Raw genomic sequence first — 13,142 nt, 5'->3', positions numbered from 1 at the left:
AGGCCGCCTCAGCCGCCGAGCATGCCTTGGATGGCGGTGACCACGCCCACCAGCGCGGTGCCGGCCGCGCCCGCGTCGGTGGCGATCTCGAAGATCGTCTTCAGCCTGGTCTTCAGACCGCCCTCGCTGCGCTTGCCCGGCTCCTTGTCCAGTTCGCGCTCCACACCGCCGGCCGCGTCCTCGACCGCCACCGCCTGCTCCTCGGGCAACTGGTCGCGCAGCACGTAGACGGCGTCGAGCAGTTCCTCCACCAGGGCGCGCAGGTCGGCCGCCTCGTCGGCCATGTTGTTCACGGTGGCGTCTCCGCTGCCTGTGCTGATCGCGCTGTTGCTGAATGTGTTGCGGTCGAACGTGGTCACGTTGACCTCCGAGGAGTAGTGGAACGGCCGGTCGGAATCGGCGGCGGCCATGAGCACGCGTAGTTGTTCGACGCGGGCGGCGATGACCGGGTTGGCCGAGGAACCGGCGAGGAAGTCGAGGGTCTGCACGGTGTCGGCGTACACCTCGCGGGTGCGGGCGAGCATCTGCGCCAGCATCTCGGCGGCGGCGAACCCGTGCCGCGAGGGCCGCAGCAGCAGATCGAGTGCCCGCATCAGGTAGCGCTCGACCTCCGGCCTCCCTACGTCCAGCCTGCCGTCCTCGCACAGCGCCAGCACCTGCTCGACGGCGGCGTACTCGGCGTGCAACCGTGACAGCAGCATCCGCATCCGCCGCAGTTCCTCGTCCGACCTGTCCTGCTCGTGGGAGGGGGTGACGTGCCACATCGACACCCGCTGCCCCGCCTCGCGCACCCAGGCGTGGTGGACGGCCTTGTGGCGCCACCAGTAGTCCTCCACGACCACCGACGGCGTGCCCGCGCGCACCCACCACTCCTCCGGTTCCGCCGCCGCCGAGGTGCTGTCGAGCAGGTGCCGCGCGAATCGCGGACCGAACGCCACCAGCGGAACGTGCGCCCCGCGCTCGCCTCGCAGCCACGCCGGCGCCGACATGGCCAGCCGTACGACGTTCTCCTGGCCCTCCCAAATCTCGTTGGGGTCGAGCCATCGTCGCTGGAAACCCACCTCCAGCCGGTTCACGACGCGGTCGGCGTAGAAGTTGCGCAGCACCGGCGTGACCGTCACCGACTTGCGGAACCCCTCACTGTGCCGCTGCCGGGTGAGCCGGACCAGGTTGCCGACGTCGACGTAGTACGACTCGGAGATCCAGGGCGCCACCCCGCCGCGCAGCCGCGGCCGTACCGCGCCCAGGCCTCGCACATGATCGGAGCGATGGTGCTCTAGTGAACGGCCCGGGAAGGCCCGGTCGGGGCGCGGCCAGCGCGGCGGCTCGCGGCGCCGGGTCTCGGCAGGCAACAGCGGACGCAGGTCCACGATCGGTAACTGGACGGTGACGTGCACCCCCCAACAGTGACGCGGAACCCCGGCGACCTCAACGCGTTGACGTCATTTCCCGGACGCGGGACCGCTGATGCCGGACCGCCGCGGTGACGGTGGTTCAGCGGGTGGGCTGGGTCGGGTGGGTGGGCCAGGGGCCGGGGGCGAACATGGTGTTGGTGAGTGCCCAGCGTTCGTGGTCCGCCCAGGTGCCGTCGATGAAGAGCAACTCAGGCGAGATGCCCTCGTAGCGGAAGCCGAGCCGCCGCACCAGGTTGATCGAGGCGTGGTTGCCCGGCTGGATCTGTGCGTCCACCCGGTGCAGCCGCGCCCGCTCGAACGCGTACCGCAGCACCAGGCGAAGGCCCTCGGACATGTAGCCCTTGCCCGCCGTCGGGGCGAAGGCCCCGTAGGCAAGGGAGGCGTTCTGGAAGCGCCCCCGGATGATGCTGTTGAGGAACACCGTGCCGGCGATCGTCCCGGTGTCGCGCAGGCAGACCAGCAGGCCCTGCGCCGTCACGTGGTCGAATCTCGCGAGGTACGCCTGGTAGTCCTCCGGCGTGGCCGGCAATGACATGTAGGGTCCGTGCAGCTCCGCGCTGTCCCGGACGAGCGCGACGAACTCGTCCTGGTCGTCCCGGGTGAGCGCCCGCAGGGTCACCCGGGAGGAGTCCTCCAGCCGGTCCGACAGGAACGCCTCGACCTCCGCCGCCGTCCGCAGGACGCCGACGCCATCACCGTGATCCACCCGAGGAACCGTACCTTGTTCTACTCAACCGGACATAACGTGAATCTCTGTGGCAGCCTGGAGCCTGGCATTCTCTATGAATGCGACAAGTAACCGTTCTCGGCAGTTGTGGTGCGTTCCCGGAGCCGGGCCGTGCCTGCAGCGGGTTCGCAGTGGACTGGAACGGTTATCGCCTGCTGCTCGACCTCGGCTACGCCACGCTGCCGCGGCTGCTCGCGCACTGGCCGGACGGCGCGGTGGACGCTGTCGTCATCACTCACGAACATCCCGACCACTGCATCGACCTGCACGGGCTGTTCCGGATGCGGTTCTACGGCGACCCCGGTGGGCCGCGGCTGCCGTTGTACTGCCCGCCGGGCGTACTCGACCGGATCAGCGGCCTGGAGCCCGATGCGGACCTCCACGCGGTCTTCGACATGCATCCGCTGCCTGGCAGCCACCAGGTGGGGCCATTCGCCCTCACCGGACTGCCGCTGCCGCACTATGTGCCCAACGCCGGCATCCGTGTCGAGGCCGACGGAGTCGCGCTGGCCTACACCGGTGACACCGGCCCGGCCTCCGCGCTCGCCGACCTGGGTCGCGACGCCGATCTGTTCATCGTCGAGGCCACCGATCACGTCGGCGAGACCGACCGCCCTTCCCGCAATCTGCTGACCTCTGCGGAGGCCGGCCGATGGGCCGGCCGCGCGGGTGCCCGACGGCTGATGCTCACCCATTTCTGGCCGGGCAACGATCGGGCCGTCTCCGTGGCGGCCGCGCGGCGGGAGTTCGGCGGTGAGGTGCTGGCGGCCGAGGAAGGACTCACCGTCGCGCTCGGACCGAAGTAGCGCGATGACCACTCAGGTGGGGTCACCCACTAGTCGGGCCGGGGGGCCGGGTCGGTGGTGACGGAGCGGAGGAGGGGGCGGCTGAGGGCGCCGGCGCCGATGACGCCCGCGAAGCCGGCGGCGGCGCAGACCAGCAGGGTCAGCCCGCCGGTCGCGCTCATCGCCAGACGGGCGAACGGGGCCGCGCAGAACATGCCCGCGACGATGGAGCCGCCGCCCATGACGGTCAGCGGGATCAGCGTCTCCAGCCGCCGGGCGCGGTCGAGCACCGAAAGGTCGGTGCCGGCCAGGCGCAGCAGCGCGTAGGTCTGGCGACGGTCCAGGACCGCGGACGCGGCGGTGATGCCCGCGCTGACGATCGCCACCAGGAAGGACACCAGCAGAACGATCAGCGTGCCCGTTCTGATGTCCTGTAGAAGCCAGGCCGTCACCGGGTCGTTCTCGACGGAGATCGACGCGCTCGGAGTGAGCAGCCCGATGAACCCGGCGACGAACCCGGTCAGCGCCACCCCGCTCACCGTGCGCCAGGCGGAACGGGGGTCGTCCACCAGGCGCCGGCCGGCCAGCAACCTCGCGGGTCGCTTGGCCGTGCGGGCCGTGATCCGGCCGATCATCGCCACCACCCACGGCCCCACGAGGTTGACCGCGAGGAACGACAGGCTCAGCACGACCACGACGACCGTCACACTGGCCCCGGCGCCGAAGGCCGGCACCGCGGCCAGGCACGCCAGCAGCGCCACCACGCGCACGAACCGCATCGCGGGCGGCGTCTCGCGCCTGGCCACGCCGAGCGGGCTGACCACGACCCGCCGCAGGCCCACCACGGCCGACAGCCCGACCAGCAGCGGCACCGCAAGCAGCACGGCCGCGATGGGCAGCGGCCCGGGCCAGATGTCGGAGGCGAACCAGGCGCCCCCGGCGATCCGCACCTGGCTGAGCGGCGGGATGGCGACCGTGTACAGCAGCAACCCCAGCACCGCCCCCGCGAACGCCGTGATCACCGCCTCGGCCACGGTCATCGCCACGACCTGGCCGGGGGTCGCCCCGACCAGGCGGAGCGCGGCCAGGCGCCGGTCCCGGCGCGCCACCGTCAGCCGGGCCGCCGCGCCCCCGAACACCAGCAGCGGCACGACCATCAGCACGCTCGCGATCGCCGCCAGCGCCTGGTAGGCACCCGCGTCAGGTGACGGGCTCCCGGTGAGGTCGGGCACCTTCGTCGCGGACACGCCGAGGCGGTAGTCCCCCTTGTACTCGGCCGTCATGATGTCCTCGCCGGGCGCGTGGCCGACGACGGCGACCAGCTCGCCGGGGTGGACCAACGCCTCGTCCCCGATCGTCCCGGCCCTCTTCTGCGGGAAGCGGCGGCCCACCGAGCCGTCGTCCCGGGCCAGCTCGGCGAGCGCGGGCGACATCACGACCTCGCCGGGCGCGGGCAGGCGGGAGAGGCCGCGAGGCGGGGAGACGCCCGGCGACAGGACCGCCACGTGGACCACGGTGATCCGCCGATCGCCCGAGAACTCGCTGCGGACGGCTTCGACCGCCCGTGGCGGCCCGCCGGCCGTAGCACCGGGTGGCGGCTCGGGGTTGCGCCAGGCGCCTCGCTCGGCCCGTCCGGCGAAGGCGAAGTTGATCGCGACCGCGAACAGCAGCAGCGCGGTGGACACGCCCACCGCCGCCAGCGTCAGCGACGACCCGAGCAGCCCGCGCCGCCCGCCACCGCGCAGCAGCCGCCAGGTGAGGTCGAGCAGGTTCCTCATCGTCCGCTCCCCTCGGCCCCGTGGACGGGAGCGTGCGAGGCGGTCGGCACCTGGCCGAGCACCTGCGTGTGCGGAGTCGGCGGCATCTGCCCGAGCACCTGGGTTTGCGAGCCGGGCGGCGCCTGGCCCGGTGCCTGGCTGTACGGACCGGCCGGCACCTGCGGGTACGGACCGGGCGGCGTATGGCCGGGTACCTGGGTGTGCGGGCCGTCCGAGATGGACGGGATCGGGGCCGGCGTCCCTGCGATACCGACGCCGGACGTTGGGAGGATGTGGCCGTCTCTGACCTCGACCACGCGGTCGCACCAGCGGGCCACGTGCGGGTCGTGGGTGACGACGACCAGGGACGCGTCGTTGTGCCTGGTCGCCTCCACCAGCAGGCGCATCGTGTCGTGCCCGGTGGCCTGGTCCAGCGCGCCGGTGGGCTCGTCGGCGAACACCACCGCGGGCCGGGTCACGAGCGCGCGGGCGATGGCGACCCGCTGGGCCTGCCCGCCGGACAGCTCGCCCGGGCGACGCCCCTCCATGCCGGCCAGGCCCAGCGGCCCGAACCAGGAGCGGGCCTGGCGGACGGCCTGCGCGCGCGGGACGTCGCCGAGCATGAGCGGCAGCGCGACGTTCTCGTCCACCGGCAGCTCGGGCAGGAGCTGGCCGAACTGGAAGACGAACCCGAAGCGGGTGCGCCGCAGCGCGCTGCGCCTGCGCTCCCCCAGGTTGTCGATGCGCTCGCCGAGCAGGTGGACCTCACCTGCGTCCGGCTTCATGATCCCCGCGAGGCAGTGGAGCAGGGTGGACTTCCCGGAGCCGCTCGGCCCCATGATGGCGACGGCCTCACCCTGGTGGACCATCAGCTCGACACCGGCCAGGGCGACGGTGGACCCGAAACTCTTCCTCAGGCCGAGCCCGTGGAGAACGATTTGCGACGGCATGAGCAGAGCCTCTCCCGCGGGCGGCGGCCCGCGGATCGGCCGCCCGCCCGATCCACCGGACGGCCCATCGGCCGAAAGGCCGATAGCGCCCGCCCCTCCCAGCGTGCGGACGCTCTTGCGTGCGGGCGCTCTCGCTTCCCGGCGTGCGGGCGCTCTCGCTTCCCGGCGTGCGGGCGCTCTCGCTTCCCGGCGTGCGGACGCTCTCGCTTCGTGGCGTGCGGGCGCGCGCTTGCTGGCAGAATCGGGCGGGTGAGGGTACTCGTCGCGGATGACCAGGAACTGGTGCGCACCGGCTTCCAGATGATTCTCGACGCCCAGCCCGACATCGAGGTGGTCGCGGCCGTGGCCGACGGCGTCGCCGCGGTCGAGCAGGCCCGCCGCCTGCGGCCGGACGTGTGCCTGCTGGACATCCGGATGCCCCGGCTGGACGGCCTGGAGGTCACCAGGATCCTGGCCGGCCCGGGGGTTCCCGACCCGCTGCGCGTGGTCATCGTGACCACCTTCGACCTCGACGAGTACGTGTACGGCGCGCTGCGCGCGGGCGCCTGCGGGTTCCTGCTGAAGGACAGCGGCCCCACGCTGCTCATCGAGGCGGTGCGGGCCGCCGCCAACGGCGACGCCCTGGTCTCGCCGTCGATCACCGTGCGGCTGCTGTCCCACCTGGCCCGGCCGATCCCGGTCGCGACGCGCCCGCCGCGCGAGCCGCTCACCGACCGCGAGATGGACGTCGTCCGCCTGATCGCCCGGGGTCGCACCAACCAGGAGGTGGGCGGGGAGCTGTTCATCTCCCTGTCGACGGTGAAGACGCACCTGGCGAGCATCTTCGCCAAGCTGGGCGCCCGCAACCGCGTCGAGATCGCCGCCTGGGCCTGGGAGGCCGGCGTCGTCCGCTGACGACCCCGGCCCCGCCTCGCGCGGTCAGGGGGTGGTCGTGGCGGTTTCGGTGATGACGGTGTGGTGGGTGACGGTGGGGTCGAAGGCGGTGAGGACCTTCTGTGCCTCGGGTTCGACGACGGCGGCGTCCACATCGGGCGCGGCGAAGTCGCGCACCGCGTCCATGGACGCCCACAAGGTGATCACCTCGATCTCGACCTGACCGTCCCTGTCGCGGTTGAGCAGGTAGGCGCCCCGGTGGCCCTCGATGCCGCTCAGCTCGGGGATGACGGCCTGGGTGAAGTGCCGCCGGTAGGCCTCGGCGCCCTCGGTGGTGGCGGTCGCACGCCAGATTCTCGCGATCATCACGCTCTCCTCCGGTTCGGACGGGTTTCGCCGGTGGTTGGGCAGTGCCGGGCAAACCCTAGATCATCTCGGGGAGATCCAGGATCTTCTCCTCCGCGTCGCCGATTAACGGAGAGGCGCACGGGATAGGAGTGAGTCAGGCGTCGCGCTACGTCACAGATGAAACCACGACTTTCAGCGCATGCCGGGGGGAGACACTCATGCGCTATGCCCGATCCGCAGTGAGCAGGTCGGCGGTCGGCGTCTACCTGGCGCTCGCCGCCCAGATCGCCACCCTGACCTGCCTGGTCGTCTTCGAGGAAGCACGCGGCAAGCAGCTCGCGCGGCAGGTCGCGCGGCTCGGCAGCGACCCGCACGCGCCCGGGGCGGAGGCCGTCGTCGGCGCCGTCACCTGGTTCGCCATCCTCATCCTGCTGGTGGCCGCCGCGACGGTCGCCGCCGGCTGCTCCTACTTCGCCTGGCTCCGCCACGCCGGGGCGACCCCCCGCATGATCGCCATCGCCTGGTTCGTGCCGGTGCTCAACCTCGCCGCGCCCGCGCTGCTCGTGCACGCTCTGCGGGAGGACGCCGGGCTGCGGGAGGGCCGCCGCCGGTCATGGGTGGTGCTGCTCGCCGCGTGGTGGGGGTGCTGGCTGGCCATGGTGTTCCTCATCCTGATGCGGCTGCCGTTCACCCACTCGCCGCAGGGCAGGGACCTGACCGGTCTCGGCGCGGCCGAACTGGTGGTGGCGGTGGTCGCCGCGCTGCTGTGCGCGGCGACCGTCAGGGAGATCACCCAGGCCAGGGTCAGCGCCCGTCCTTCGTCGATCGCGCATTCTCTGAAGCTGCTGCCCGCGTTGCGGTCGCTTCCCCGGCACACCTACCCGGCGGGGGACTGAACCCGAGCGGCCCGGAGCTTCCCGGGCTGGCGTGCCACAGCTTGCGGGGCGGCCCGGTCACCCCGGGCGCGGCGCCGAGGTCGGCGTAGGGGGACAGCCGGTAGCCGTTGCCGTACTCGATGCGGCGCCCGCCGACGCCCGCCCGCTCCTCCCGCGAAGCGCGCGACCTCGCCCCGGCCGCCTGCGGGGTGAGGCCCAGGGCGGCCCGCACCGCGTCGAGACCTTCCTCCCGCCACAGCCTGTCGAGCTCGGCCAGGTCCCAGCAGTCGACGGCGCGCAGCGACACCGCCCGCGCGCCGACCCGGCGCACGACCCCTCTGGCGACCAGCATCCAGGACCCGAACACCGTGGCGGCGCAGCGCGCCTGGACCGACTCGAAGAAGGTGAGGTCGACGGGGCCGGTCGAGTCGTCCAGCGTGGCGAAGATGACGCGCTGCCCGGAACGGATCGCCGGGGTCTGCGTGGCGACCTTCACCCCGGCGACCAGGATCTCGGCGCCGTTGCGCAGCGTGAGCAGCTCGCTGGACCTGACCACGCCGATCGCGTCGAGCAGTTCGTCGTAGAAGCCGATCACGTGCCGGCTGACGTCCAGGCCGAGGATGTCCAGCTCGGCCTCCACGGCCTCGGCCTCGGTCATCTCCGGCAGCTCGCCGGGCGCGATGTGCTCGGTGAACGCCATGGGGATCTGCACGGCGGACGGCGGCCCGCCCGCCCCTGAGCCGGACGATCCGGGATCCGGGCCGGGGCCAGGAGGGGAGGCGGGCGCGGCGGGGCGGGGGCGACCGCCCGGGCGGGCCTTGCGCCGCGCGGTCACGCCGGTGGAGGACGCGCGGTCCAGGACGCCGATCTGGGCGATCAGGTCGCGCCTGGTCAGCTCCCCGGGACGCCAGCGCGGGCCGCCGGGGTGCAGCCCGTGCAGCGCGTCGAGGCCGCCGACCTGCACGATGCGCTCGGCGACCGGCCGGGACGGGCGGGCGCGCTCCCAGAAGTCGGCCAGCGAGGTGTAGGGCCGCCCGGTGACCATGCGGTCGACCTCCGCCTCACTGATCCCCTTGACCGCCGAGAACGGCACCCGCAGGCCGTACCCCGCGGAGAACGTCCCGGGATCGCCGCCGACGGCCCCCGCGCCGCAATTGTTCTCCGCATCACCTGAACGCGTCGCATCACCTGGACGCGTCGCGTCGCCGAAACCCGGCGCGCCGCCGAAACCCGGCGCGCCGCCGAAACCCGGCGCGCCGCCGAAACCCGGCGCGCCGCCGGGGGGATTCCGGAGGCGTTCGACGAGCCAGTGGCGGCCGGAGTGGTTGACGTCCAGGGGCAGGACGGCCACGCCGCACTTGCGGGCCTCGTCCAGGATCACCCTCCCGGGGTACATGCCGGGGTCGTGCGTCAGCACCCCGGCGAGGAACGCCGCCGCGTGGTGCCGTTTCAGCCAGGCCGACTGGTAGGTGGGCAGGGCGAACGCCGCCGCGTGCGCCTTGCAGAACCCGAACGAGCCGAACGCGTCGAGCACCTGCCAGGCGCGGTCGGTGGTCTCGCGGTCGAACTCGGGCAGCACTTCGGCCTCCCACCACGCGCGCACCCGTTCGCGGCCCTCGGGGGTGCCGAGGGCGCGGCGGACCTTCTCGGCCTCCGACAGGCCGCAGCCGGTCATGACGTCGACGACCCTCAGGACCTGCTCGTGGAAGACGACGACGCCGTTGGTCTCCTGCAGCGCCGGCCGGAGAAGGGCATGGGGGTAGGACGGCTCGCGCCAGCCGTGCCGGGATTCCAGGTACGGGGTGACCATGTCGGAGTTGACCGGGCCGGGCCGGAACAGGGAGATGTCGACGATCAGGTCGTGCATGGTGCGCGGTTCGAGCTTGGTCACCAGCTCGCGCTGGCCGGGCGACTCGATCTGGAAGCAGCCGATGGTGCGGCCGGTGCAGATCATGTCGTAGGTGGCGCGGTCGTCCTGGGGGACGTCGCGGTCGAGGTCGACGTCCTGGCCCTCCACCCGCCTGATCTCGCCGAGCGCGTACGCCATCGCCGACTGCATGCGCACGCCGAGCACGTCGAGTTTGAGCAGCCCGGCCTCCTCGACGTCCTCCTTGTCGAACTGGCTCATCGGGAAGTCGAGCAGGCTGCGCTCGACGGGGGTGCGGTCGCGCAGCCCGGAGTTGCCGACCAGCACGCCGCAGGGGTGCAGGGCGATGTGGCGGGGCAGGCCGTCGAGCCGCTCGGCGAGCTGGAACATGGCCGACAGGGCGCGGTCGTCCAGGCCGCTGCCGCGCAGCTCGGGCAGGTCGGACAGGGCGGCGCGGATCTGCCGGGCCCGGACGTGCGGGAACGCCTTGGCGATGAGGTCGGTCTCGTGCGGCGGCAGCCCCATGGCGGCGCCGACGTCGCGGATGGCGCTGCGCGCGCGGTAGGTCTCCATCATCGAGACGCAGGCGACCCTGTTCTCGCCGTAGCGGTCGAGGATGGCCTGGTAGCAGTCGAGCCGCCGCGCCGACTCCACGTCGATGTCGATGTCGGGCAGCCCTTTGCGCCCCTCGGACAGGAAGCGCTCCATGAGCAGGCCGTGGTCGAGCGGGTTCACCTCGCCGATGCGGATGAGGTAGTTGACCAGGCTGCCCGCGCCGGACCCGCGGATGGCGCAGCGCACCCCCATCGCGCGGATCAGGTCGGTGATGCCGGAGACGACGATGAAGTACCCCGAGAGCTGCTTGCGCTCGATGATCCGCAGTTCCTCGGCCAGCCGTTCGCGCGCATGTCTGGATCGTTCCATGCCGCGCGCGTACAGCCCGTCCTCGCACCGGCGGCGCAGCAGGGGGACCGGGTCCTCCTCGACCTCCGGCAGGTGCACGCGTTCGGGGTCGTTGCGCAGCGCGAGGATGTCCAGCGGGTCCAGGACGCACCGTTCGGCGACCTGCCGCGTGGCGGCGAGCAGGCGGCGGGCGTGGTCGTGGTCGCCATCGCAGACCCGCGCGGCGACCTGCGCCATCTCTTTGCCGCTTTTGAGGTAGGCGTGCGAGGCGGAATGCTCCAGGTGCCGCGTGTGCAGCGGCACGAGTTTGCGCGCGGCGTCGAGCACGTCGCCGACCCGGTAGTCCCCCGCGTCGAGGTGGCGCACGGCGTTGGTCAGGACGGCCGGCACGCCCAGCGAGCGGGCGAGGGCGAGCATGCGCCTGGCGGTGCCCGCCTCGTGCTGACCGTACTGGTCGACGACCTCGACGACCAGGTCGGGGACGGCCGCCCGCCAGGGGGCGAGCAGGGCGCGCGCCCGCTGGTCGTGGCGCGCGGCGACGGCCCGCCCGACGTCGGACCTCGGGCCGAGCATGACCAGCAGCCCGGCGGCGTGCCGGGCGACCAGCTCGCGGGTCACCCGCGGCTCGCCCCGCCGCCCGGCGTGGTGGGCGTCGGTGGTGAGCCGGCACAGGTGCGCCCACCCGCCCGTACGCGCGAGGACGGTGACGCGCTCGTCGCCGCCGTCCTCCGCCGGGCCGCGCAGCGCCAGGTCGACGCCCACGACCGGGTGGAGGCCGGCGTCGAAGCACGCCTGGACGTGCTTGACCGCGCCGTACATGCCGTCGCGGTCGGTCAGCGCGAGGATGTCCATCTCGTGCTCGGCCGCCCGCGCGACCAGCTCGCCGGGGAACGCCGTGCCGTATCGCAGGGAGTAGGCGGAGGCGACGTGGAGGTGGGGGAACATCAGTCCCACGCCCTGAGCATCAGCCAGCCGTCGCCGGCGGTGTCGAACCGCAGCTCGTAGGTGCCGGTCGCGGCGCCGGGGCTCGCCTCCACCCGCCAGAAGCGGCGCTCGCCCGGGTCGTTCTCGGAGATCTTCCACCACTCGCGGGAGGTCACCCAGTGGTCGAGGACCCGGTGGACCACGTAGAGACGGTCGCGCCAGACGAAACGGGCGGGCTCGCCGTCTCGCGTCCACACCTCGATGGGGTCCCCGTAGATTCTGCTCAAGGCGCTCCTTCTCCCTGGGCCGCGGTGGAACTTCGTGAGCACCCGGGGGAAGGCGGGTCGTGCTACATCGAACATATGTTCTCAGAGTCCAGAGGGCAAATCACCTCACCCTTCGCGTGTCGCCCCGGCCGTCGCGCCAGTGAACGATCACGTCACCGCGTGTTCACACAACGACACCCGAACGCAGCGGAGTAGATACGTTTTGTTGTCCGGCCCGGCCTATGTTCATCCCCACAACCTCGAAAGTGGGATACAAGCGTGCAAACACCTCGAAAGCGGCTCGTCGGGCTGGCAGCCGCACTGACCGTCGCAACCTCCCTGGGCGCGGCGTGCGGCGCGGCCCCGACGGCCGGCTCCGGCGGCGGCGCCTCCCTCGGCGGCGCCGTCACGACGGCGACCTCCGCCGCCGACCTCGGCGGACTGGACAAGCTCGTCGAGGCCGCCAAGAAGGAGGGGCAGCTCAACGTCATCGCCCTCCCGCCGAACTGGGCCAACTACGGCGAGATCATCAAGGCCTTCTCCGACAAGTACGGCATCAAGGTCAACAGCGAGAACCCCGACGGCTCCAGCGCCGACGAGATCAACGCCGTCAAGACCCGCAAGGGCCAGGACCGCGCCCCCGACGTGCTCGACCTCGGCCAGGCGTTCGCCCTCAGCGGCGCCCAGGAGGGCCTGTTCGCCCCCTACAAGGTGCAGACCTGGGACAAGATCCCCGAGGGCCAGAAGGACGCGAACGGCACCTGGTACAACGACTACGGCGGCTACGTCTCCATCGGCTGCGACGCCAAGCGCGTGAAGACCTGCCCCGCCACCTTCACCGACCTGCTCAAGCCCGAGTACAAGGGCCAGGTCGCGCTGAACGGCAACCCGACCAAGGCCGGGTCCGCCTTCGCCGGCGTCTTCGCCGCGGCCCTCGCCAACGGCGGGACCTTCGACGACATCCAGCCGGGCCTCGAGTTCTTCAAGAAGCTGAAGGCCGCCGGCAACTTCAACCCCGTCGAGTCCACCCCGGCGACCGTGCAGAGCGGCGAGACCCCGATCAGCATCGACTGGGACTACCTCAACGCCGGGTACACCGACGAGTTCGTGAGCAAGGGCGTCGACTGGAAGGTCGCGGTCCCCTCGGACGGCAAGTACGCCCAGTACTACGCCCAGGCGATCAACAAGGACGCCCCGCACCCGGCCGCCGCGCGGCTGTGGCAGGAGTACCTCTACAGCCCCGAGGGCCAGAACCTCTACCTGAAGGGGTACGCCCGCGCCGTGCTGCTGCCCGCCATGCAGACCGACGGCACCGCCGACGCGGCGCTGGTCGGCAAGCTGCCCAAGGTCGAGGGCACCCCGCAGTTCCCCACCGACGCGCAGGTCACCAAGGCCAAGGAGACCCTCGCCTCGGGCTGGGGCGACGCGGTCTCCGGATGACCCGCACATCGA

11 protein-coding genes are annotated in these 13,142 nt (G+C 72.3%); 4 read left to right on the top strand and 7 right to left on the bottom strand.

What is annotated here, in order from left to right:
- Positions 1 to 8: 8 nt before the first annotated feature.
- Both ABZT47_RS32015 and ABZT47_RS32010 read right to left on the bottom strand, forming a co-directional pair.
- Positions 9 to 1,397 (bottom strand): hypothetical protein, encoded by a 1,389-nt coding sequence (locus ABZT47_RS32015; protein WP_354850473.1) that lies wholly within the window; start codon positions 1,395 to 1,397, stop codon positions 9 to 11.
- A 97-nt stretch (positions 1,398 to 1,494) separates the two neighbouring features.
- Positions 1,495 to 2,121 (bottom strand): GNAT family N-acetyltransferase, encoded by a 627-nt coding sequence (locus ABZT47_RS32010; protein ID WP_354850470.1) that lies wholly within the window; start codon positions 2,119 to 2,121, stop codon positions 1,495 to 1,497.
- A gap of 80 nt (positions 2,122 to 2,201) precedes the next feature.
- On the opposite strand from ABZT47_RS32010, the gene ABZT47_RS32005 reads away from it, so the two are divergent.
- Positions 2,202 to 2,948 (top strand): MBL fold metallo-hydrolase, encoded by a 747-nt coding sequence (locus tag ABZT47_RS32005; protein WP_354850468.1) that lies wholly within the window; start codon positions 2,202 to 2,204, stop codon positions 2,946 to 2,948.
- Positions 2,949 to 2,977: 29 nt separating this feature from the next.
- Here ABZT47_RS32005 and ABZT47_RS32000 read toward each other — a convergent pair whose 3' ends face one another.
- On the bottom strand, positions 2,978 to 4,705 hold the full coding sequence (locus tag ABZT47_RS32000) for an FtsX-like permease family protein (protein WP_354850466.1): 1,728 nt from the start codon (positions 4,703 to 4,705) through the stop codon (positions 2,978 to 2,980).
- The gene (locus ABZT47_RS31995; RefSeq protein ID WP_354850463.1) at positions 4,702 to 5,634 is read right to left on the bottom strand and encodes an ATP-binding cassette domain-containing protein; all 933 of its coding nucleotides are present in this window, start codon (positions 5,632 to 5,634) and stop codon (positions 4,702 to 4,704) included. The genes ABZT47_RS32000 and ABZT47_RS31995 overlap by 4 nt, the downstream gene beginning before the upstream one ends.
- Before the next feature lie 249 nt (positions 5,635 to 5,883).
- Between ABZT47_RS31995 and ABZT47_RS31990 the strand changes: the two genes are divergently transcribed.
- Complete coding sequence (locus ABZT47_RS31990) at positions 5,884 to 6,528, top strand: response regulator transcription factor (RefSeq protein ID WP_354850460.1); 645 nt, start codon at positions 5,884 to 5,886, stop codon at positions 6,526 to 6,528.
- A gap of 24 nt (positions 6,529 to 6,552) precedes the next feature.
- Here the strand turns inward: ABZT47_RS31990 and ABZT47_RS31985 are convergent, their stop codons facing one another.
- Positions 6,553 to 6,873: an antibiotic biosynthesis monooxygenase gene (locus ABZT47_RS31985; RefSeq protein ID WP_354850457.1), complete on the bottom strand. Its 321-nt coding sequence runs from the start codon at positions 6,871 to 6,873 to the stop codon at positions 6,553 to 6,555.
- A 200-nt stretch (positions 6,874 to 7,073) separates the two neighbouring features.
- On the opposite strand from ABZT47_RS31985, the gene ABZT47_RS31980 reads away from it, so the two are divergent.
- Positions 7,074 to 7,751 carry a DUF4328 domain-containing protein gene (locus tag ABZT47_RS31980; RefSeq protein WP_354850454.1) on the top strand — a complete coding sequence of 226 codons (678 nt, stop codon included), beginning with the start codon at positions 7,074 to 7,076 and terminating at the stop codon, positions 7,749 to 7,751.
- Here the strand turns inward: ABZT47_RS31980 and dnaE are convergent.
- Positions 7,660 to 11,445 carry a DNA polymerase III subunit alpha gene (gene dnaE, locus ABZT47_RS31975; protein ID WP_354850736.1) on the bottom strand — a complete coding sequence of 1,262 codons (3,786 nt, stop codon included), beginning with the start codon at positions 11,443 to 11,445 and terminating at the stop codon, positions 7,660 to 7,662. The genes ABZT47_RS31980 and dnaE overlap by 92 nt on opposite strands.
- Complete coding sequence (locus ABZT47_RS31970; RefSeq protein ID WP_354850451.1) at positions 11,445 to 11,711, bottom strand: DUF6504 family protein; 267 nt, start codon at positions 11,709 to 11,711, stop codon at positions 11,445 to 11,447. The genes dnaE and ABZT47_RS31970 overlap by 1 nt, the downstream gene beginning before the upstream one ends.
- A gap of 258 nt (positions 11,712 to 11,969) precedes the next feature.
- Here ABZT47_RS31970 and ABZT47_RS31965 point away from each other — a divergent pair, with 258 nt between their 5' ends.
- Positions 11,970 to 13,130 (top strand): ABC transporter substrate-binding protein, encoded by a 1,161-nt coding sequence (locus ABZT47_RS31965; RefSeq protein WP_354850448.1) that lies wholly within the window; start codon positions 11,970 to 11,972, stop codon positions 13,128 to 13,130.
- Positions 13,131 to 13,142 lie beyond the last annotated feature (12 nt).

The organism is Sphaerisporangium sp. NPDC005289 (assembly GCF_040607455.1).
Classification (GTDB): domain Bacteria; phylum Actinomycetota; class Actinomycetes; order Streptosporangiales; family Streptosporangiaceae; genus Sphaerisporangium; species Sphaerisporangium rhizosphaerae.
This window is presented reverse-complemented; position numbering and strand designations above follow the sequence as displayed.